This window comes from Leadbetterella byssophila DSM 17132 (assembly GCF_000166395.1).
GTDB lineage: Bacteria > Bacteroidota > Bacteroidia > Cytophagales > Spirosomataceae > Leadbetterella > Leadbetterella byssophila.
The window spans coordinates 894742-917119 of the sequence record NC_014655.1; the positions used below are offsets into that span (position 1 = coordinate 894742).

Genomic DNA, 22378 nt, shown 5'->3' on the forward strand with positions numbered 1-22378 from the left:
AGGCGACCCTTTTTTAGGTCGCCTTCTACTCGCCATAATTCAGCCTTATTTTATATATCTAAAGTCTGTACCTGCTTTCAAATTAGTTAGGAAAGCATAATACAAATCTATACATGCATCAATATCGTCTTTATGGCACATTTCTACGGTGGTGTGCATATACTTTTGAGGAAGGGAAATCAAAGCTGAAGCAACCCCTTCTCCTGAGTATGCAAAAGAGTCTGTATCTGTCCCTGTGGATCTGCTTACAGCAGCTAACTGATATGGGATCTGTTTTTCATCAGCCAAATCAATCAACATATGCAATAGGTTATTCTGAACCGCAGGTCCATAAGATAGGGTAGGACCTTTACCGCAGGCTATATCACCGTCTCTCTTTTTATCATACATAGGACTTTGTGTGTCATGAGTTACATCTACACACACGGCTACGTCCGGTTTTAGTCGCCTAGAGATCATCTCTGACCCCCTCAAGCCTATTTCTTCTTGAACAGCATTAACTACGTAGAGAGTGAACGGAAGTTTTACCTTGTTTTCATGCAATCTTCTAGCTACCTCAGCAATGATATATCCACCCATACGGTTATCTAGCGCCCTACCTACATAGAATTTATTGTTCAATTCAGTCAAACCGTCTTCAAATGTAACCACTGTACCTACAGTGATACCCATTTCAAGTACTTCCGCTTTAGAGGCCGCGCCAACATCTATGAAGATATTCTTTAAGGATGGACTTTCTTCCTTAGCGGCATCACGCACATGGATAGCTGGCCATCCAAAGATACCCTTTACAATACCGTTTTTACGCGTGTGTAGGTTGACACGCATGGATGGAGCGATTTGGTGATCAGAACCTCCGTTTCTACGTACATAGATGTACCCGCTATCTGTGATATAATTCACAAACCAGGAGATCTCGTCCGAGTGAGCCTCAATGGCCACCTTATACTCTTGTCCCGGATTGATTACACCTACCGCAGTCCCGTACACATCAATAATCTTGTCGTCTATATACGGTTTTAAATAATCTAGCCAGATCTGTTGACCGGTAGATTCGAAACCAGTAGGTGAAGCATTGTTCAAGTACTGATATAGGAATTCTATATTCTTTGACATTATAGTTTAACTATTTTTTGATTTTCAATTTTAAAAGTCATGGTGCTCTTCAGACTTGGAGAACTGCATGGATCTCCGTTAGCGTAGTCCAGTGCATGAAAGACCACATTTCCAGAACGAATTTCTTTAGCAGATAATTGAGGACCTTCACAGTTAGCCCCGCCAAAGATTTCACCCACTTCCTGTAAGGTATCCTCCTTCCGGAGAAGTATTTTGAAATAGGTCAACTGATTGTTCTGCTTGTAGGGAGAAAAAGTGTATTTGAAAACAGCATCTTCTAAGCCATCTCCATTGATGTCACCTTTGAGAATATCGTACTTATGTAAAGAAAAAGCTCCGTATAATTGTCCGCCCATATCTTCGATAGTATCCTTTGGAAGAAAATAGAAGGTATATAGACTATCGGCATCCACTACACTTACGCTATCATAGGAAGAAGACCTGACTTCAAAACTCTTCTTCACTTCTTCCAAGGGGTCAGGAGTATGGGTTTCCGTTTGATTTTGGCAAGCCCAAAATGCTAAAGAACACACCAGGGCAATTCTATTTATCATCAAATACGGTGTTTAATGCTCAAATTTGGGGATAAATTAAATTTTCCCCAAACTATTTCTTCTTTTCAAAACCTAAACTCGCAGAGTTTACGCAATATCTGAGACCGGTAGGAGCCGGACCATCATCAAAAACATGACCTAGATGCGCGCCGCATTTCTTACACATGATTTCTTCACGTATCATGCCGTGGCTGAAATCCTTTTCTACCTTGATTTTCGATTTGTCTAAGGCATCATAGAAACTAGGCCACCCGCATCCACTATCGAATTTTTGATCAGAAGTGAACAATTGCTCTCCACAACCGGCGCATTTGTACACACCTTTTTCTTTATGATCCCAATATTCTCCTGTAAAAGGCCTCTCTGTGCCTTTTTCTCTCATTACATAATACTGCATGGGAGTGAGTAATTCTTTCCACTCTTGTTCCGTTTTGTTCATACTCATTTCCTTTTGTGAGGTACAAGAAATCATTAGTGCCAATAATACATATTTATACATACGCTTCAGGCTTATAGTATTTAAACAGAAATATAGGCATAAAAGTGTCAAAAAGCAGATTTATTGAACGCTTGCAGCTTAGAATTAGTTAAATTATATATTAGTCATTCGGCCAAAACCGAGTATCTTTGTAACCGAAAACACGAATTTAAGTAAAAATATGCTGAGTATCAGTAACTTACAGGCAAGAGTAGAAAATAAGGAAATATTGAAGGGCATTAATCTGGAGATCAAACCAGGTGAGGTTCATGCCATCATGGGACCTAACGGTTCAGGAAAAAGTACTTTAGCTTCTGTACTCGCCGGCAGAGACACCTTCGAGGTAACAGGCGGAAGTGTGGAATTTAATGGAAAGGATTTGCTGGAGTTAGCCCCTGAGGAAAGAGCAGCAGAAGGAATTTTCTTGGCTTTTCAATATCCAATTGAAATTCCCGGAGTAACTACCATCAATTTCTTGAAAACAGCCCTGAATCAAATCAGAAAGTACCATGGAAAAGATCCTTTGGACGCAGCTGAATTCTTGAAATTAATGAAAGAAAAAGCTAAAACCGTAAAGATTGATGATCAATTATTACGTCGTTCTTTAAACGAAGGTTTTTCCGGTGGTGAAAAGAAGAGAAATGAAATCTTCCAAATGGCCATGCTAGAACCTACTCTGGCTATTTTGGATGAAACAGACTCCGGACTTGACATTGATGCACTTAGAATTGTAGCTGATGGCGTGAATCAATTGCGTTCAAAAGATCGCTCATTCGTAGTAGTAACGCACTACCAGCGACTATTAGACTACATCGTTCCTGATTACGTACACGTACTTTACAAAGGCCGTATCGTGAAGTCAGGTACTAAAGAGTTGGCATTGGAATTGGAAGAAAAAGGATATGATTGGATTAAAGCAGAAGCAGATTCTGTTTCCGCTTAAGAAAAATTGAAGATATATGTCTGTTTTGACAAACGTTGAAGTAGAGTTTGATGCTCTATTTCAGAATTTAAATGGTAAATCTGAGAGGCCTTACCATCAAATACGCAAGGAAGCTTTTGAATCTTATAAACAATTAGGTATTCCTACCGTTAAGCACGAAGACTGGAAGTATGCTAACCTGAAAGGTTTGGAAAAACATAATTTCCAACGTGCCACAGAAGTGAACGTGATAGCAGAAGATTTGTCTGCTCTACCATTTTCTACTTTAAAAGGAATCTCTTTGGTCTTTGTAAATGGAAACTTTGTGCCTGAGCTTTCGTCTGACTTGCATAATGAAAGCATCAAAGTTTTAGACTTTAAACAAGCAGAAACAGAGATACCAGAGATCCTAAATCAGCATTACGGCAAAGCGGTTAATTTCCAAAAGGAAGGACTTTCGGCTCTAAACGTAGCCTTTGCTCAACAAGGTGCCGTGGTTTACGTACCAGCAAATGCCACTTTGGAAGAACCGGTTTTGATCAAGCATATCAATGACAGCAGAAACTTGGAAGCATTTAACGCCATTCACCACTTGACGGTAGTGGATAAAAATGCGGAAGTAAAGCTTGTGGAAATCTTCCAAAGCGTGGGAGAACAAGCCGCCTTTACCAATGCCGTTTCTGAAATCTTTGTGGCAGAAGACGCTCGTGTGGATTATTATAAGATTCAAGACGAGAATGATGCCAGTTACCATGTAGGTACTACCCAGGTGGTACAGAAGGATAAATCTTACTTCTATGCTGCTACTGTAACAGTTAATGGAGGTTTTGTTCGTAACAACTTGAATCTAGTTCTGGATGGGGAGTACATTGAAAGCCATATGTATGGTTTATATATTCCAAACGGAAACCAATTAGTGGATAACCATACCCTCGTGGATCATAGAAAACCTAATTCTGAAAGTAACGAGTTGTATAAAGGCATTTTGGATGGTAAATCCAAAGGAGTATTTAACGGTAAGATCTACGTTCAACAGGATGCGCAAAAAACAAATGCGTACCAAAACTGTAGAAACGTCATCCTATCTGATAGTGCTTCTATGAACACTAAACCTCAATTAGAAATCTGGGCTGATGACGTGAAATGTTCTCACGGAACTACCACAGGTAAACTGGATGAGGAAGCTATTTTCTATATGCAGTCCAGAGGTATACCAAAAGCAGAAGCCGTGAAACTTCAATTGGCAGCTTTTGCTGAGGATGTAGTTTCTCAATTCAAGTGGGAAACCTTAAGAGAAGAATTAGACGTATTGATCTTACAGAAACTTCAAGCATGAGTTTCAACGTATCGGACATAAGAAAGCAGTTCCCCATTTTGGATACCCAAATTGCGGGCAAAACCTTGGTATATTTTGACAATGCAGCCACTACTCAAAAACCTAGAGTAGTACTGGATGCCTTAGAGGACTATTACGCCTCTTCTAATGCTAATATACATAGAGGAATTCACTACTTAGCGGAAAAAGCTACAGCTGCTTTTGAAGCTACAAGGAAAAGCGTACAAAAGTTTTTGAATGCTAGTTCCCATGAAGAGATCATCTTTACTTACGGAACTACAGACAGCATAAACTTAGTTGCTAGAACCTATGGTGAAGCTTTTCTAAAAGCCGGTGATGAGATTCTAATCAGTAATCTTGAGCACCACTCGAACATTGTTCCCTGGCAAATGCTATGTGAGAAAAATGGCTGTGTGCTCAAGGTTATTCCTATAGATGACCATGGTGATCTAATTCTGGAGGAATTTGATAAACTACTTACAGAGAAGACAAAATTCGTGTCTGTAGTTCATGTATCGAATGCTTTGGGTACTATAAATCCTGTAGAGTATATCATCAAAAAGGCTCATGAAGTGGGAGCAAAGGTGCTGATAGATGGAGCACAAGCCTCATCGCATATCCCCGTTGATGTGCAAGCCTTGGACGCTGATTTTTATGCCTTGTCTGCGCACAAATTATTCGGTCCAACGGGCACAGGTATCCTCTATGGAAAAAAAGATCTTCTATTATCCATGCCTCCCTACAGAGGCGGTGGAGAGATGATCAAAGAGGTTACCTTTGAAAAAACTACTTATGCGGATCTTCCTTATAAATTTGAAGCGGGAACTCCTAACATCGCAGATGTAATTGCTTTTAAATCCGGTTTGGAATTCTTTGATTCCTTAGATAAAGAGGCACTACATGCGTATGAAGAGGAATTGCTACAATATGCTACTGCCCAATTAAAAGCAGTAGAAGGAATACGTATTATAGGTGAAGCCAAAAGGAAAGTAAGTGTGGTATCCTTTGTGATGGATGGTGTTCATCCTCAAGATATAGGAATTTTACTTGACCAACAAGGGATAGCGGTGAGAACAGGACATCACTGTACTCAACCTTTGATGCAAAGATTCAATATTCCTGGCACGGTACGTGCTTCCTTTGCGCCCTACAATACTAAAGAAGAGATTGACGCCTTGATAGCCGGCCTACAAAAGGTGAGGAGGTTTCTATTATAATCTACCGTCCACTATTTCTCGTGGAAGACAAGCCTTGATATCAAATATCACGGCTTTTTCTTTTTTAAGCGTATTCAAATCAATTTCCAGGAATTCCCTATGAGCAACTGCCAATATAATGGAATTATAGGTAGCGGCATCTGGTAATGATTCTATAAGCTGAAGTCCATATTCGTGCTTTACTTCTTCCTGATCTGCCCATGGATCATATACATCTACCTCTAGACCATATTCTCTCAATTCATGATAAACATCTATCACCTTGGTGTTTCTCACATCCGGACAGTTTTCCTTAAAGGTAAAACCTAAGACCAGCGCTTTAGATCCTTTCACTTGAAGATCCTTTTCTATCATTAATTTAACCACCTTTGAGGCTACAAACTCTGCCACAGAATCATTTACTCGGCGTCCGGATAGAATTACTGCTGGATGATAGCCCAATTGGGTAGCTTTATGCGCCAGATAGTAAGGATCCACGGAGATACAGTGCCCGCCTACCAGGCCCGGTTGGTACTTGAGGAAGTTGAATTTCGTTCCCGCAGCTTCAAGCACATCATGGGTATCTATCCCTATCCGGTCAAAAATCAATGCCAATTCATTGACAAAAGAAATATTGATATCTCTTTGTGCATTTTCAATGGCCTTTGAAGCTTCTGCTACTTTGATAGATGGAGCCAAATGGGTGCCTGCTTCTATAATCTTTTTATACAGATCATCTACTTTTTTGGCAATCTCCGGGGTTGAACCTGAGGTTACTTTCTTGATCTTTGTCAAAGTGTGAACCTTGTCGCCAGGTACTATCCTTTCCGGAGAATAACCTACATAAAAGTCTACATTATACCTTAGTCCCGACTCTCTCTCTAACACAGGTACGCATTCTTCTTCCGTACATCCCGGAAATACTGTACTTTCATAAATAACCATATCTCCCTTTTTAAGGACTTTTCCCAGCATTTCTGTGGCTGAAAGTAATGGTTTAAGATCTGGTGCATTAAAGGTATCAATAGGAGTAGGAACAGTAACAATAAAGACATTAGCCTTCTTCAGATCTTCGAGTGACGATGAGGCCCTATAGCCTTCTGCCCATGGTTCTTTATTGCCCAATTGCAGAACATGCTTCAATTTTGGCAAATCAGCCTCTAGGGTTCTATCCTGTCCAGCGTTTAATTCTCTTACTCTTTCTTCTTGGATATCAAATCCTAAAACAGGGAAATGATGAGCAAATTCGATAGCTAGAGGTAGTCCTACATAACCCTGCCCGATAATGGCTAAATGATACTTAAACTCCATGTGTAAAGATTGATCCCCAAAGGTAAATCCAAAACCTCTATTTGCCTTGTTGGACTACCAGATTTTTCGGAACTTTGCAGCATGAAAATAAATGAAATCCAAGACGAACTCATAGAAACCTTTGCCCTATTTGATGATTGGGAAGAAAAATATGAGTATATCATTGACCTGGGTAAAAAATTACCTCCCATGGACGATGCGCATAAGACAGAAGACAATATTATTAAAGGCTGTCAGTCTATAGTTTGGCTTTCTGCTAAATATGAAGGTGGCAAAGTGTACTTTGAAGCGGATAGCCAGGCCATCATTGTAAAAGGTTTAGTTAGTATGTTACTGAAGGTCCTAAGCGGTCATACGCCACAAGAAATTCTTGATGCTGATTTGTACTTCATCAATGAAACCGGATTAAGTTCACATTTGGCACAAACCCGTTCCAATGGATTAGCAGCTATGGTGAAACAGATGAAGACCTATGCATTAGCCTTCAGAAGTACAGAGTCTTGAAACCAATCCCGCTTTATTTGCGTTATTATCTAAATGGAAAACAAAGAGATGGAGGACTTAAAAGAAAAGGTGATAGAAGCCATAAAACGTGTCTATGACCCCGAAATTCCGGTAGATGTTTATGAATTGGGATTAATTTATGACATCAAGATTTTCCCGGTCAATAATGTTTACGTTTTAATGACCCTTACTTCTCCGTCTTGTCCTTCTGCGGAAAGCATCCCGGTGGACATGGAAACTGAAATCAGAACCATAGAAGGGGTGAATGACGTGTCTATTGAACTAACTTTTGATCCCCCTTATTCTACAGAAATGATGAGTGAGGTGGCTAAATTGGAATTAGGATTTATGTAATACGTATTCTACCCAAATACGTAATAAAACTATATCGTTAAACCCCTCAGGGTAAGGGATTAATTAATTGAACTATGTATCCTGCTCATTTAGTAGCTCCGATGAAAGAAGAATTGACATCGGTAGGATTTAAAGAACTTACTACTCCTCAAGAGGTAGATGATTTTTTTGCAAATCAAAAAGGCACGGCTGTAGTAGTCATAAACTCGGTATGTGGATGTGCAGCAGGAACTATGCGTCCTGGTGTTAAAATGTCCCTTGAACTAACAGAAAATAAGCCTGACGAGCTTTACACTGTTTTTGCTGGATTTGACATTGATGCTACACAACGTGTACGTGAATATATCCCTATGCCTCCGTCTTCGCCTTCTATTGCTATATTTAAAGATGGAGAGTTAGTACATTTTGTTGAAAGACATCACATTGAGGGTAGATCTGCACAAATCATCGGTACACACTTAGCTGCAGTGTATGATGAAGTATGTGTAGCTTAATCTACTATAAAAAGTTCTGAAGCTATTTTGTCAGAAAGGAGTCGGGCAGTAGGGGAAATACGGATGTTATCCTCCTCCTGAACCAATAATCCTTCTGATGTTAAGCGAGCCAAAGTATCCCGGAATTCTTGAGGTAAATCCAAATAGATCCGGGATATTTCTTTTAAAGATACTCCCCAGATGGTACGTAATCCGGTAAGTAGATAATCGTTCAGTTTCTCCGCCTTGCTTAAAATTTCCACTTCACAAGGAATCCTGCCTTCTTCTATGGCCGACATGTATTTGTGATTATGCGCAATGTTCCACTGTCGTGAATTTCCATTATAGGAATGCGCAGAAGGACCTATTCCTAAGTATTCGTGGCCTTTCCAATACGCCGAGTTATGTATAGCGTATGAACCGTCTTTGGCGAAATTAGACACCTCGTATTGTTCATATCCCATACTACCCAAGGTATCTGTAACAATCTTATATTGCTCCACAGAATACTCTTCACTGACTTCCGCCAGTTTCCACTTACTAAAAACGGTGTCCGGCTCTATGGTCAAATGATAAGCTGATACATGTTTAAGGGGATACCTGCTGAGTATTTCAATATCCTTCTTTAAGATTTCTGCCTGTCTCTCTGTATCTAAATGGTACCCGGTTTTAGCATATATAAGATCCGCTGAAGAATGTTCAAAACCATACTCAAACAGAAGTTGCAATGCTCTTTCGCCTTCTATACCCGTATGTGCCCGGTTCATAAACTTCAAAAAAACTTCGTTAAAAGTCTGAATACCTAAGCTAATGCGAGTAACACCCAACTCTTTCCAGAGTTGTAGTCGGTCAGGATGTATATCATCCGGATTCGCCTCGAGGGTGAATTCTTTGATGTTCTCCAAGGAATAATGGTATTGAATGCTTTTCAGTACTTTCTCCAGTTCTGAATTGCTCAGAAGGGAAGGAGTGCCACCACCAAAATACAGTGTTTCGAGATTTTTTTCTACCAAATAGCTTGAATTCAACTCTATCTCTTTGCACATAGCATCCACCATTTTAGCTTTATAGCTCAGTTGAGTGCTAAAATGGAAGTCACAATAGTGACAAGCTTGCTTGCAAAAAGGGATATGTAGGTAGAGGTGCATGGACTTATTTGGTCCCTACGAAGAAGTAGTCAATACACTTTTCCGGTTCATCACTTAAGTAATGGTCATCCCAATTGATCTCTGCGGCCAGACTACCCGGTTCTGCGAGCAATTGGTTACGATTAAAGCGATTCAGAATCTCGTAAGGTATGCGTAGCATCCAGGCGGGAAGACGATGTTGCAAGTCAAATATATCCCAACGCATAATCCTATGAACAGAAGCTTTGTTTTGCTCATAGTAAGCCCAAACTTTATCGTTTCCACCTACACCTTTCGCATCCAGCGAACTAAAGTACTTTTTCATTAAACTTTTTAATTCCTCAGTTCTATATTCTCTCACGTGCCAAGGATTTCTGCTAAGTGAATAGTCTTTATTTACCGTAGTGAGCAGAATCTTTCCTCCCGGTTTCAAGACTCTCCAAGCCTCCTGGAGGAATTTATGATCATCTTGGATATGCTCAATTACCTGAAAAGTAACGACAAAGTCAAAGCTATTATCTGCAAACTCATTCAGATAGGGTAGGTCTACCGTATTGAAATAATGATCAGGATACTTCTCTTGTAAAGCTTTGATTAAAGGTTCATTTTTGTCTAAACCGGTGAAATGATCACAGGATTGTATCAATTTTTCAACACCACGTCCCCAGCCGCATCCTAATTCCAAAACTCTTCCGGAAATGATTTTGGCTGCTTCTTCATAGGGAAAATATAGCCTCTGGTGAACCGGATTATCGGATGGTATTTCTGCACTTGTTATTTCAGTGGTCGCGTACTTAGACATTATTCGAATTTTATACCACAAAAGTAAAGTATAAATTCCAAATGATAACGTGGTAAAAGAGCAGAAATGGACTTATGCCCTAAAGCCGTGGACAAAGAGAGGAATTTATTAAGCTATTATATTCTTATTAAAGCCACATTAATAATTAAAGCCACATTAATATCCCCAACTAGTCCATGTGTACAGAATAAAATTTCTAGTTTCCAAAACCTTGATATAGATTACTGAATATCCGTTTACGAACCTGTTATATTTGCAATGACCAGTCTGTCAAATAGTTTGTCTCCGAAATACCTTCTATTGAGTTTATAAATGAACTCAATGAGGTAGAGCTGGAGGTACTTCCTTTTTATTTTTTGGTAATTGCCCAGCAATGTCCGTTTTGCATTGCTGATAGCGATATGTACCCATTTCCCTGGTGGTTTTGGCGTCGGATATCTCGGTGACGTGCAATTCCACCAGATCGGAGATGTCAACGTAAGAGGTGCTTTTGTCCGAAAAGACGATAGCCTCATCCTCCATGCAGTCCCTGACCAGTTCGTTGATTCCCTCACTTTGGTGGCTATCCTGCACCCTGGCCTTGAAATAGCGCACATGCTTCTCCCTTTTGCCCGTTTCGATATCTTCCAACGGCGTGCTTTCGGCCATCACCGCAACGTTCTGTTTGCCCTCGGCTCCCCGGCCGCGTGTACCCTTGCCCCGCTTGATTTCCTTGCTGGCCACCGAAAAGTATCCGTCATCCAGTTCTATTATCCCTTCAAGCGTGTACCGGGCATCCCGGTTACCCATCGCTTTGTGGAGCTTGTGTACCATCGCCCATACCGGTTCGTAACGCTGCAAGCCCAATTGCTTCTGTATCTCATTGGTCGAGAACCCCTTCTTGGTGCAGCTCATCAGGAACATGGTTTTGTACCACACCAGAAACGGCAGCTTGGAACTCTCCATGATCGTACCGCTATGCAAAGAGATACGGAAACGGCAACTTTTGCATTCGTAACTCTGTCATCTTCCCCTAGCTAGCTACACCCAAAACTAAATAATTCAATAATTTGTTGCCTGATTTGTTGGCATTTCTTTAAGAAAAATTACCGTTTAATAAATACTCTTACTATAATTCACCACATAGTTACTTATTTTTACAATATTTGAAATCTCTTTCTGAGTAACGCAATTTTTAAAAGCAACTTAGTCCCTAAATTTTCTCACAAATTTGAATTCAAAATACCATGAGAAAATCAATTTTAGCGGTAGCAATTTTATTTGCAATCAGTTTATTTGCGCACTCTTGTAAGGACAACACACTTAATCCTTCTACAACTGATTCTGAAAAGTATCTTTCTTTCAAAGGAGAAAAGATCAGAATCCCTAAGGCTTTTCCTGAAGAGTTGTTTGACCAAACCCAGCAGCAACTTGAGGCTTATATCAATTCGAAATTAAGTCGAAATGCCAGAGAGACTTCCGGAACCCGGTTGACTTACAACGAACTGGGTACAATTCTTAACAGAAACTTGGCTAAATATCCCCGGGTGAACTACGACAGTATTTCCCATCAGGATTTTAAGAGAATCATAGTTGATATTCCATCAATCAAAAGTATGGATGACGCTTTGCTTAAAGTAGAGATTATCTTCGATTATTATAATACCCTGGCCAAAAATGATGTTATATCTGATGTGGTCCATTTGGAAAAAAGAAAGGCCGGTTTAAAAGTTTCAGGACCTTCACCTGGCTCATTGACTGATCCTGAAAGAAATATACTGCTGGGAAATCCGGCCTTTGCAGTAGCCTATATAAATGCGGCAGATGACGCAAACCGTTTCACAGGCAGTATATAGGGAGTGGATGAAGACAATAAAAAGAATAACGCTTTTAAACATGGCATTTGGAACTTCCTGATTATTAGATATATTATAACTAGTACGCCTTCCAGCAAAACTAATGCTATTAACTTTGCACAAAATGGAACATCGGCCCATGAAAAGAATGATGATGGCAGCCAGATACACGATGCAAGGGCAGCGATGGATTTACATAACAATCAATCTGCTAGGAACTGGATGGACGATGAGGTTCGTTGGGGAATTGGGCCTTTAAGGAAAATGCCAAGTGTCAGCAAAATCTTGGACACCTGGTATGCCAGAGCAAATTCTGCAACATATTATGATCAAGCGACTAACTGGACCAGTATTTTAGTTATTCATGGAGGTAATAATTCAACAACTTGGAATAATCTATATAACAATTTATATGGAGGACATCAGCATAATGTATATATCGAAAACTAAAACAAGTAAATTATGATTAGTAGATGTGTATATTTATTTCCCCTATTCTTACTTACTCTTTTTTCCTGTAAGGAGAATGTTGATCCAGAGGTAGGAACAAAATTTATCGAGTATGGAAGTAGAGAAGAACAAAGAGCCTCTGCAATTCAGGAGCTTAATAGCTTCTACAATTCAAGTAGCAAGGATAAGCAATTTTATGAGGTAATATCCAAGAAAAATGGTCGATTTATATTGAATTATAACAGGTCAGATATGAGACTTACGGTATGTCTGGACCCTGGTAGCGGATGGGGTAGGCAATACATAAATATTTCGGAGTCTGATTTAGCTGACTTTATTTCAATGGGCATCGAATTGGAAGATCTTGAAGGGTCTGAAAACGTAGTAAGGGTTGACGACTATACTCTTATTATCAAAGGAAAACAATTGAAGTATGCTTCAAGCGCGGAAAGAATACAACCAAAAACTAATGGTAATCCTACATTTTAACGAAATTCAATTTCAGGCTAAAATGTTAGTACTGATAACGACTTTATTCCGAAGAAGCCTTATGAATCCTGGCCGTAAGTCTGATGATTTGGTTCCTTTTGGATTGGATACTTACAGTTTTTAAATAAGATAATATGGATTGAAAAGCATGTAGGCTTGTACTAATTTGATGTCTCCTCGTGTTCCGGGCGGTCAAAAGGCACTCCCTCATGACGTCAGGGCAACTTGTTGTCCCGAACCGTTATCCTGACACTTTGCCCTGCTCAACGCTTCGATGCAACTGGCTGTGGGGTTGAGTAGAATTGTAGATTGCTGGGGTTCTTTTCTGTGTTCTATTTTATTAAACGGAAGAAAAATCTAATTCAAAGAGATCACCTATAAACCATTTATCTCGCTCTAATAAGAAATGAGAATCTGTATATTCAGCAACTACTGTTTGTTTGAAAATGTCTGCAATGCCGCTATTATTTGCAACTTGATAAATCTTATTGATGTGAGCTGTGAAAAAGTCAGAAAATATTTTATACTTTGTATTACCATTGATTAGAATTTCAATATTTCCTTTAAGGGAATTAAACTCATATTTGTCAATATAAGACTACTGATTATCCGTTTACGCACCTGTTATATTTGCAATGACCAGTCTGTCAAATAGTTTGTCTCCGAAATACCTTCTATTGAGTTTATAAATGAACTCATTGAGGTAGAGCTGGAGGTACTTCCTTTTGATTTTATGGTAATTGCCCAGCAATGTCCGTTTTGCATTGCTGATAGCGCTATGTACCCATTTCCCTGGTGGTTTTGGCGTCGGATATCTCGGTGACGTGCAATTCCTCCAGATCGGAGATGTCAAGGTAAGAGGTGCTTTTGTCCGAAAAGACGATAGCCTCATCCTCCAAGCAGTCCCTGACCAGTTCGTTGATTCCCTCACATTGGTGGCTATCCAGCACCCTGGCCTTGAAATAGCGCACATGCTTCTCCCTTTTGCCCGTTTCGATATCTTCCAACGGCGTGCTTTCGGCCATCACCGCAACGTTCTGATTGCCCTCGGCTCCCCGGCCGCGTGTACCCTTGCCCCGCTTGATTTCCTTGCTGGCCACCGAAAAGTATCCGTCATCCAGTTCTATCATCCCTTCAAGCGTGTACCGGGCATCCCGGTTGCCCATCGCTTTGCGGAGCTTGTGTACCATCGCCCATACCGGTTCGTAACGCTTCAAGCCCAATTGCTTCTGTATCTCATTGGTCGAGAACCCCTTCTTGGTGCAGCTCATCAGGAACATGGTTTTGTACCACACCAGAAACGGCAGCTTGGAACTCTCCATGATCGTACCGCTACGCAAAGAGATACGGAAACGGCAACTTTTGCATTCGTAACTCCATTAGCCATGTAAACAAAAATGAGAGCTGCCCCCGCATCACTTGCAGACAACCCCCTCCTTGTCCCGCTGCGCCTTGAAATGCAAACGGCACTCCTCCTCTGTACCGAAATGTGCTGTAAAACTGAAGATGTTCATGTCTCTTCTTCTTGCTGCCCTAATTTACTAAAAATATTAGGTGTGTTTCCGGATCAAGATTAATTCGAATGAAAAAGATTATTACTTAGTTCCAGGCTTTATATAAAAATAATCCGTATCACTAATGATCCCCAGTGTACTATATTTGGTATGTGTAATCAAGCCTTGCTCATCATAATCATGAGCCCAATATTCCGTACTCAAACTGCCCTTCTTACTTGTGCTAGTCCTTCTGATTAAAGGAGCTTTCATTTGCTTTCCATAGGAATATGGTCGGGTAATCCAGGATTTTAGTTCTTTTTCAGCATCATAATATTCTGTAGTATAACGCACATAATCAAAGTACTTTTGCAACTTATTATCTACATAATACTGATTCTCTTTTACTATAAGCACCTCTCCCTCATGATCTTTTTGTCCTTTACCATAATATGAATATTGAACTGTATCCTTAAGGGGTTTATTATTTATGGATTCACCTACAAAGTCGCGCACTATATAATTTAATCTGCCATCCGTACTGTAAAAATAGTCCTCTACCACATTTTGGTATTTCCTTCGTGTCACCCTTCGTTCAGTATCCACAAAAATTTCTTCCGTGCCCTTTTTAGCAAAGGGTAGCACTGAACTACCAATATTCTCTGGGGAATAATCCATACCTTCTTCCAAGAAAAGGTAATTTTCGTCATAACTATAATTTGTCCAAACTCCTGAGGAAGAAGGAAGGGAGGAAGACTTAGTCAATGATTTTTCCACCAAAAAAGGTGATACTTCCAAAATACCTAATGAATTTCCACTCGGCGATACAGAATCTTTACCGCAAGAAAGTATTGCTATGGATAAAATTAAGAGTTTGTGCTTCATGATTTAAATATTCTTTGTAAATATAGGACTGTGGTTAGAAATGCACAACACAGTAGAAAAATAAATTCTTCTTCCATTAAAAACTGTGTCGTCAAAACCGGTTAAAACATCGGTAGATATGGCTGAATTGCCGACTAGAATTCCTCTATACGCGAATTATTCCCAGAAATAAATCGTTTCATATAACAGTATATGTAAAGAACCATTACACATTTATATGAAAAAAGTAATCCTGTTAAGTGCACTTTCCGCGCTATATTCCTGCAATTCTAACAAGCCTCAACAGGCCCCTGGAGTTGCAGAATTTCCGGTGGTGAAAGTAGCACAAAGAAACGTTACCGGATACACGGAATTCCCTGTAACCATCAAAGGCATCAACAACAATGATGTACGTGCTAAAATCCAAGGATATATCAAGAAGGTATTTGTAGACGAAGGCCAATTAGTTAACGTTGGCACCCCTTTGTTCCAATTGGAAACCAATATCCTAACACAAAATGCAGATGCAGCTAAATCTGCCTTAACTGCAGCAGAAGCTAATATTGAAGCATCACAAGCCGCTGTTAAAGCCGCTGAAGTGGAAGTTCAGAAATTAGAACCCCTTGTAGCTAAGAATATCATAGGTGCTGCCCAACTAGAAACGGCGAAAGCAAATCTCGCCCGAGCGCAGGCGGCTTTAGCGCAGGCAGTTGCCAGCAAAGGCCAGGCAAATTCTACCCTAAAAGGTATTCAGGAGAACATCAATTTTTCTATTGTAAAAAGTCCAATCCGCGGAGTAGTGGGATCTATACCTTTCAGAGAAGGGAGCTTAGTAGGGCCTTCTGACATGACTCCTCTGACTACGGTATCTGAAACGAGCTCGGTGTATGCTTATTTTTCCATGAATGAGAAAGAATACTTGGACTTCCTAGGAAGAACTCCAGGAACTACAGTTAAAGAAAAACTGAAGAATATTCCTGAGGTAGATCTAGTTTTAGCCAATGGTGAACTTTATCCCGAAAAAGGTAAAGTGCAGGCAGTAACCGGTCAAATCGACGCATCTACAGGTAGCATTCAGTTTAGAGTAACCTTTAGAAATCCTGCCGGCTTGCTATCTAATGGAAACTCCGGAAAAATCAGAATCCCTAAGACCTACGAAAATGCTTTGGTTTTCCCTGAAATGTCATTGTTTGAACGTCAAGGAAGCTATTACGTATATAGCGTTAAACAAGACACAGCCTATATGACACGTGTCCAAGTTGTAGACCGTACCCAAAACCTGGTGATTGCAGGTGAAGGTATTAAGGAAGGTGATTTGATCGTCACACAAGGCACTTCAAACTTGAGAGACAAAACACCGGTAAAACCCGTCAAACAAGACATTAACGAACTTTTAAGCACGATTAAGCCAGTATTTTAATTATGTTAAAAACATTCATAGAAAGGCCGGTATTTTCATCGGTAATTTCTGTATTAATAGTTATACTGGGTATACTTGGTCTAGCAGTGCTGCCAGTTTCTCAGTATCCCGAAATCGCTCCACCAACGGTGCAAGTGATAGCCAACTATCCGGGAGCAAACGCACAGACTGTTCTTGAGAGCGTGATTGTTCCTATTGAAGAACAAATTAACGGTGTGGAAGGCATGGACTACATTTCTTCTACCGCCTCTAATAACGGTTCTGCTACCATTCAGGTGATCTTTAAACAAGGTGTTGACCCGGACATTGCAACGGTAAACGTTCAAAACAGGGTAGCCAGAGCTACTCCTTTGTTGCCTGCAGAAGTAACCCGTTCAGGGGTAACTACCCAAAAGCAGCAAACCTCTGCCTTAATGTTCCTGTCCTATTATGCTAAATCGAAGGAATACGATGCTACCTATATTCAAAACTATTTGAATATTAATGTGATCCCAGTTCTTAAAAGGGTGAACGGGGTAGGTGATGCCACCGTTTTTGGTGCAAAGGTCTATTCCATGAGGGTATGGCTTGATCCCGTGAAGATGGCTACCTACGGATTAGTTCCAGCCCAAATCTCGGCGGCCATAAACGAACAAAGCTTAGAGGCTGCTGCTGGACAATTAGGAGAGAACGACGGAGCCTCTTTCCAATACGTCTTAAAGTATGGCGGTAAATACCGTACAGAAGAGCAGTACGAAAACATAGTAGTAAAGGCGCTACCTGGTGGACAAGTACTATATTTGAAAGATGTAGCCAAGATTGAACTAGGGTCTCAATCCTATTCCGGTAGCGGAGAGTTAAATGGACAGCCTGCCGTAACGATAGCCGTTTACCAAACTCCTGGATCAAATGCTCAGGAAATCAATAACAACCTGAAGATAGAACTTGAGAAGATCAAATCTCAACTTCCGGATGGAGTAGATTATATCATCAACTTTGATACTAACGAATTCTTAGATGCATCCATTTCCAAAGTGGTTCATACCTTAGTGGAAGCCTTTCTATTGGTATTCGCGGTAGTGTTTATCTTCTTACAGGATATTCGTTCTACCATAGTACCTCTTATAGCAGTACCCGTGTCTATTATTGGTACCTTCTTCTTCCTGACCTTGTTTGGTTTCTCTTTGAACCTCCTTACCTTATTCGCCTTAGTACTGGCTATTGGTATTGTGGTGGATGATGCCATTGTGGTAGTGGAAGCCATACATGCCAAGATGGAAAGTACCGGCTTGGATCCTAAATCTGCATCCATATCCGCGATGTCAGAGATTTCCACGGCAATCGTATCCATTACCTTGGTGATGGCAGCTGTATTTATCCCTGTGACCTTTATTACGGGTCCAACTGGCGTATTCTATAAACAGTTTGGTATAACGCTAATCGTATCCATCTTTATTTCTGCTGTAAATGCCTTGACTTTGAGTCCGGCACTTTGTGCTTTGTTCTTAAAGAATCATGAGGGTGCTCATAGCAAAGGTATAGGTCAAAGATTCTTTGATGCCTTCAATACAGGCTTTGAAACCATGACCAAAAAGTACGCCAAATCTTTCAGCTTCCTGTTTAAACATAAATGGGTAACCGCTGTAATCTTGGCAATATGTCTTGGTGGTGTTTTCTATGCTAACAAGACCATGCCTTCAGGATTTGTACCAAACGAAGACAGAGGCTTCCTTTTTGGTAACGTTGAACTTCCTGCCGGTGCATCTACTGACCGTGTGTATACACTTTTGAGTGATTTTGAGAAGAAAGCCATGCACATCAAAGGAATAAAGAATATCACCGCCATTACAGGTAATAACTTTATTTCAGGTGCAGGAGCAAACCACGGTATGTTCTTGATTAAACTGGATGGATTTGCAGATAGAACTTCAGAGGAAACAGCTATTACGAGTATTATCGGTCAATTATTTGGCTTAGCTAACTCCCAATTTAAAGATGCAAAGATGGCTTTCTTCCAGCCACCAAGTATCCCGGGTTTTGGTACTAATTCCGGTTTTGAATTAAAACTTTTGGATAAATCTGGTGGGGATTTGAGTAAATTAGATCAGGTTCAGCAGAACTTCCTTGCGGAGTTGATGAAGCGTCCGGAGATTCAATATGCTCAGTCTGCATTGAATACTAATTTTGCCCAATACGAAATCAAATTAGATGTAGAGAGAGCAAAACGCTCAGGCGTTACGGTAAGCAGTATCTTGTCTGCTTTACAAGGGTACATTGGAGGTATCTACGCTGCAGATTTCGTGAGATTCGGTAAGCAATATCGTGTCATGATCCAGTCCTTACCGGAAGCTAGAAGGGATGAGGCCAGCTTGAACAGCATCTTCGTTTCTACTTCTACTGGACAAATGGCTCCTATCACTCAGTTTGTTCGTTTAGAAAGAGTGTACGGTCCTCAGTCCGTAAACCGCTTTAACCTCTTTACCTCTGCTAATATTTCCGGTGCCACAAAACCAGGCTTTTCTAGTGGTGATGCCATCAGAGCCATCAATGAAGTGGCTGCCGCCCAGTTGAACCAAGACTTTGCGGTAGACTTTACCGGATTAAGTAGAGAGGAAATCAAAGCAGGTTCGCAGACTGCATTGATCTTTGCACTTTGTGTGATCTTCGTGTACTTTATCTTATCTGCACAATACGAGAGTTATATACTTCCCCTATCTGTAATCTTGTCTTTACCAGCAGGTATTATGGGAGCCTATATTTCTCAGAAATTTGCGGGCTTGGAGAATAATATCTACTTCCAGATAGCACTGGTCATGCTGGTGGGACTTTTAGCGAAGAACGCCATCTTGATAGTGGAATTCGCCTTACAAAGAAGGCAACACGGTGAAACTATAGCTCAGGCAGCGATCAACGGGGCGATTTCTCGTCTACGTCCAATCCTGATGACCTCCTTTGCCTTTATCCTTGGTCTAATGCCATTGGTATTTGCCAAAGGGGTGGGCTATATAGGTAACCGTTCTGTGGGTACAGGAGCTGCCTTTGGCTTGCTTATAGGTACCATTATTGGGGTGTTTATTATCCCTGTATTATTTGTGATCTTCCAAAGTTTACAGGAAAAAGTAAAACCCGTAAAATTTATTAATCCTAAGAATGATGAAATATAAGTGGCTCATAGCATGTAGTATTTTGCTGCAATCCTGCTTTGTAGCAAAAGATTATAAAAGACCCGATATTAGCGTCGCAGATCAGTTCAAAGCAGAGCAAGTTAGTGCTGATAGCACTAGCTTAGCTTCCGTGTCCTGGAGGGAATTTTTCAAAGATGAAGTACTAGCTTCTTACATTGAAAAAGCTTTGGCACACAACCTCGATATACGAACCGCTTTGCAAAACGTAAATATTGCTGAAGCATATATGAAACAAGGCAAAGCGGGCTATTTCCCTACATTTTCCATTGGTCCAAACTACACCTTCTCGCGGACTTCTGCCAACACTCAGTTTGGTAGAATCACCGGAAGTCAGACCTTAGGTCAATTTGACATTACAGGGAGCTTTGCCTGGGAAGCGGATATCTGGGGAAAGATTCGTAGCACGAAAAGAGGTTTTGTAGCAGATTACTTGAGAAGCATTAATGCACATCAAGCGGTTTCCACTCAGATCATTGCTGCTGTGGCAAATGCCTATTTTCAATTGAGTGCATTGGATGAACAAAAACAAGTTCTTCTCGAAACCATTAGTAACAGGGAGGAAGGCGTGGAAACCAATAAGTCTCTGAAAGTAGCCGGTATAGTCAGTGAAGTTGCTGTGAAGCAAAACGAGGCTTTACTTGTAAATGCTGAAGCATTACTGGTGGATACAGAAAATGCCATCAAACTGAATGAAAATATCCTGAGCCTGTTGATTGGAGAATCACCTAGAGCAACCGAGAGGGGGAAATTCAGTGATGCCTCTATCCAACAAATGGTTTATACCGGATTCCCGGTCCAGTTGCTGGAAAACAGACCCGATGTGAAGGCTGCTGAAATGGCATTGGTAAAAGCTTTTGAAAATGTTAATGTGGCGAGAAGCAACTTCTATCCTGCATTGAGAATCACAGCGAATACCGGATTCCAAAGTATTGATTTTCCAAAGCTTTTTGATCCGAAGTCCTTTTTTGTAAGTGCCGTAGCCGGATTAGCTCAGCCTGTGTATAACAAGAGGGCTATACGTACCCAGAAAGAAGTGGCTGACGCAAGTCAGGAGCAAGCGTATATTGCGTATCAGAAGGCTTTAATCACAGCAAGTAAAGAGGTCTCAGATGCATTGTATAATTATACTGCCGCAGATAAAAAGATTTCTCTCAAAGAAAAGGAGTACCAACTTTACGAAGAATCAGTAGAGTACTCTGAGGAATTATTGAAGAACGGTATGGCTAATTATTTGGAAGTAGTCACAGCTAAACAAAATGCTTTGAATACGAAACTAAGCATCATTACTACTCAATTACAAAAATACAATGCTACCGTTGAGCTCTATCGAGCCTTAGGCGGAGGATGGAAATAAGGAGAAGGGAGCCTTAGTGCTCCCTTTTTTTGAACCAATTCAACCCCATTTGATGTATATTCATTAGAATATAATCAATCATACCCATGCGAATCATAGTTTCGCCTTCTGATAACGCGTATTTCAATATAGCATCTGAAGAATTCTTATTGGATTCATATCCTGATGCCGAGATTTTTCTTCTTTATATCAATGCTCCCTCCATCATTGTAGGGAAATATCAAAACACCCTTTCAGAAATCAATCTTCCGGTAGTGGAAGAGAAGGGAATTAAGGTAGTAAGAAGATTAACGGGAGGGGGAGCCGTTTATCACGATACAGGAAATCTCAATTTCTCGTTCCATTCAAAGAACACCTCCGGAGAGTTTATGGATTTTTCTCGCTTTACAGAGCCGGTATTGCACTTATTGGTAGAAAAAGGGGTTCCGGCTAAACTAGAAGGAAGGAATGATCTCCTTGTAGATGGAATGAAATTCTCAGGAAATGCTAAGTTGGTACGAAAAAACAAGGTGATTCACCATGGAACCCTATTGATCCATTCGGAAATGCAGATCCTGGCAGATGCTTTGAAAGTAAATCCTCTCAAATTCGTAGATAAGGCTATAAAATCTGTAAGAAAAAGAGTAACTAATCTGGCTCCCTATTTTGCGGATGGAGTGAGTACAGAGGATTTCAGAACCTGGCTAATAGAACAAGTTCAAAAGGAAAATCCTGATTCCTACATCCAGCCTTTCAGCGATGAGGAGATCGAAAAAATAAATGCACTTGCCAACCAGAAATATAGTACCTGGGAATGGAACTTCGGCTTTTCGCCGGATTATAATTTTAGTAAAGCGATAAAGATTCCTGCCGGTTTTATAGAGGTACACCTGGATGTAAGTAACGGTATCATTCAGGACGCAAAAATCTTTGGAGACTTTTTTGCACAGGCTCCCATTGAGGAGATAGAAAACTTACTTAAGAATAAAAAACATGAGATTGAAGAACTGAGACTTGTTCTATCCAAAATTAATTTGCAACTTTACTTCGGTGCTGCCAGCGTTGAAGAATTGCTGGAAGTATTCAAATGAGGGAATAAGGTAACTTATTTCGCGAATTAACTAAATAACAATTTGAAGAATAAAGGTAGCTCTAGG

The 22378-nt window shown here is 40.4% G+C and carries 20 protein-coding genes and 2 pseudogenes; 13 read left to right on the forward strand and 9 right to left on the reverse strand.

Annotation, left to right across the window (positions count from 1 at the left end; all coding sequences use genetic code 11):
• Window positions 1–45: 45 nt before the first annotated feature.
• The 3 genes from LBYS_RS04155 to msrB are packed head-to-tail and all read right to left on the reverse strand — an operon-like array spanning window position 46 to window position 2169.
• Window positions 46–1116, reverse strand: coding sequence for a M42 family metallopeptidase (locus LBYS_RS04155; RefSeq protein ID WP_013407638.1), 1071 nt, complete (start codon window positions 1114–1116; stop codon window positions 46–48).
• Window positions 1116–1670, reverse strand: a complete 555-nt coding sequence (locus LBYS_RS04160) for a hypothetical protein (protein WP_013407639.1) — start codon at window positions 1668–1670, stop codon at window positions 1116–1118. The genes LBYS_RS04155 and LBYS_RS04160 overlap by 1 nt, the downstream gene beginning before the upstream one ends.
• Window positions 1671–1722: 52 nt before the next feature.
• Complete coding sequence (msrB, locus tag LBYS_RS04165) at window positions 1723–2169, reverse strand: peptide-methionine (R)-S-oxide reductase MsrB (RefSeq protein ID WP_013407640.1); 447 nt, start codon at window positions 2167–2169, stop codon at window positions 1723–1725.
• A gap of 160 nt (window positions 2170–2329) precedes the next feature.
• Here msrB and sufC point away from each other — a divergent pair, with 160 nt between their 5' ends.
• From sufC to LBYS_RS04180, 3 genes are read left to right on the forward strand one after another with little or no spacing between them, the layout of a single operon-like run.
• Window positions 2330–3091 carry a Fe-S cluster assembly ATPase SufC gene (gene sufC, locus LBYS_RS04170; protein WP_013407641.1) on the forward strand — a complete coding sequence of 254 codons (762 nt, stop codon included), beginning with the start codon at window positions 2330–2332 and terminating at the stop codon, window positions 3089–3091.
• Window positions 3092–3107: 16 nt separating this feature from the next.
• A complete protein-coding gene (gene sufD, locus LBYS_RS04175) occupies window positions 3108–4406 on the forward strand; it encodes a Fe-S cluster assembly protein SufD (RefSeq protein WP_013407642.1) in 1299 nt (432 codons plus the stop codon).
• Complete coding sequence (locus LBYS_RS04180) at window positions 4403–5623, forward strand: aminotransferase class V-fold PLP-dependent enzyme (RefSeq protein WP_013407643.1); 1221 nt, start codon at window positions 4403–4405, stop codon at window positions 5621–5623. Before sufD ends, LBYS_RS04180 begins: the two co-directional genes overlap by 4 nt.
• Here the strand turns inward: LBYS_RS04180 and LBYS_RS04185 are convergent.
• Complete coding sequence (locus LBYS_RS04185) at window positions 5618–6913, reverse strand: nucleotide sugar dehydrogenase (RefSeq protein ID WP_013407644.1); 1296 nt, start codon at window positions 6911–6913, stop codon at window positions 5618–5620. The genes LBYS_RS04180 and LBYS_RS04185 overlap by 6 nt on opposite strands.
• Window positions 6914–6994: 81 nt before the next feature.
• Here LBYS_RS04185 and LBYS_RS04190 point away from each other — a divergent pair, with 81 nt between their 5' ends.
• The 3 genes from LBYS_RS04190 (at window position 6995) to LBYS_RS04200 (ending at window position 8265) form a co-directional block, all read left to right on the forward strand.
• A complete protein-coding gene (locus LBYS_RS04190; RefSeq protein WP_013407645.1) occupies window positions 6995–7417 on the forward strand; it encodes a SufE family protein in 423 nt (140 codons plus the stop codon).
• Window positions 7418–7450: 33 nt separating this feature from the next.
• Entirely contained in the window at window positions 7451–7771 is a 321-nt protein-coding gene (locus LBYS_RS04195; RefSeq protein WP_229310459.1) for an iron-sulfur cluster assembly protein, read from the forward strand.
• Between the two features lie 74 nt (window positions 7772–7845).
• Complete coding sequence (locus LBYS_RS04200) at window positions 7846–8265, forward strand: BrxA/BrxB family bacilliredoxin (RefSeq protein ID WP_013407647.1); 420 nt, start codon at window positions 7846–7848, stop codon at window positions 8263–8265.
• Here the strand turns inward: LBYS_RS04200 and hemW are convergent.
• The 3 genes and pseudogenes from hemW to LBYS_RS04215 form a co-directional block, all read right to left on the reverse strand.
• Entirely contained in the window at window positions 8262–9392 is a 1131-nt protein-coding gene (hemW, locus tag LBYS_RS04205; RefSeq protein WP_013407648.1) for a radical SAM family heme chaperone HemW, read from the reverse strand. The genes LBYS_RS04200 and hemW overlap by 4 nt on opposite strands.
• Window positions 9393–9396: 4 nt before the next feature.
• Window positions 9397–10173, reverse strand: a complete 777-nt coding sequence (locus tag LBYS_RS04210; RefSeq protein ID WP_013407649.1) for a class I SAM-dependent methyltransferase — start codon at window positions 10171–10173, stop codon at window positions 9397–9399.
• Between the two features lie 236 nt (window positions 10174–10409).
• Window positions 10410–11172: pseudogene (locus LBYS_RS04215) on the reverse strand (IS1595 family transposase); the annotation flags it as partial.
• 227 nt (window positions 11173–11399) lie between these two features.
• Here LBYS_RS04215 and LBYS_RS04220 point away from each other — a divergent pair.
• From LBYS_RS04220 to LBYS_RS04230, 3 genes are read left to right on the forward strand one after another with little or no spacing between them, the layout of a single operon-like run.
• A complete protein-coding gene (locus LBYS_RS04220; protein WP_013407651.1) occupies window positions 11400–12008 on the forward strand; it encodes a hypothetical protein in 609 nt (202 codons plus the stop codon).
• A 3-nt stretch (window positions 12009–12011) separates the two neighbouring features.
• Window positions 12012–12458 carry a DUF6973 domain-containing protein gene (locus LBYS_RS04225; protein ID WP_013407652.1) on the forward strand — a complete coding sequence of 149 codons (447 nt, stop codon included), beginning with the start codon at window positions 12012–12014 and terminating at the stop codon, window positions 12456–12458.
• A gap of 12 nt (window positions 12459–12470) precedes the next feature.
• A complete protein-coding gene (locus tag LBYS_RS04230) occupies window positions 12471–12947 on the forward strand; it encodes a hypothetical protein (RefSeq protein WP_013407653.1) in 477 nt (158 codons plus the stop codon).
• A 613-nt stretch (window positions 12948–13560) separates the two neighbouring features.
• On the opposite strand, the pseudogene LBYS_RS04235 reads toward LBYS_RS04230, so the two are convergent.
• Window positions 13561–14461 (reverse strand): annotated as a pseudogene (locus LBYS_RS04235) (IS1595 family transposase).
• A gap of 81 nt (window positions 14462–14542) precedes the next feature.
• Window positions 14543–15325, reverse strand: coding sequence for a hypothetical protein (locus LBYS_RS04240; protein WP_013407655.1), 783 nt, complete (start codon window positions 15323–15325; stop codon window positions 14543–14545).
• Between the two features lie 217 nt (window positions 15326–15542).
• On the opposite strand from LBYS_RS04240, the gene LBYS_RS04245 reads away from it, so the two are divergent.
• From LBYS_RS04245 to lplA, 4 genes are all read left to right on the forward strand, one after another.
• A complete protein-coding gene (locus LBYS_RS04245) occupies window positions 15543–16724 on the forward strand; it encodes an efflux RND transporter periplasmic adaptor subunit (RefSeq protein ID WP_013407656.1) in 1182 nt (393 codons plus the stop codon).
• A 2-nt stretch (window positions 16725–16726) separates the two neighbouring features.
• Entirely contained in the window at window positions 16727–19867 is a 3141-nt protein-coding gene (locus LBYS_RS04250) for an efflux RND transporter permease subunit (protein ID WP_013407657.1), read from the forward strand.
• A complete protein-coding gene (locus LBYS_RS04255) occupies window positions 19854–21242 on the forward strand; it encodes an efflux transporter outer membrane subunit (protein WP_222836538.1) in 1389 nt (462 codons plus the stop codon). Before LBYS_RS04250 ends, LBYS_RS04255 begins: the two co-directional genes overlap by 14 nt.
• Before the next feature lie 86 nt (window positions 21243–21328).
• Window positions 21329–22312: a lipoate--protein ligase gene (lplA, locus tag LBYS_RS04260; protein WP_013407659.1), complete on the forward strand. Its 984-nt coding sequence runs from the start codon at window positions 21329–21331 to the stop codon at window positions 22310–22312.
• Window positions 22313–22378: the final 66 nt, after the last annotated feature.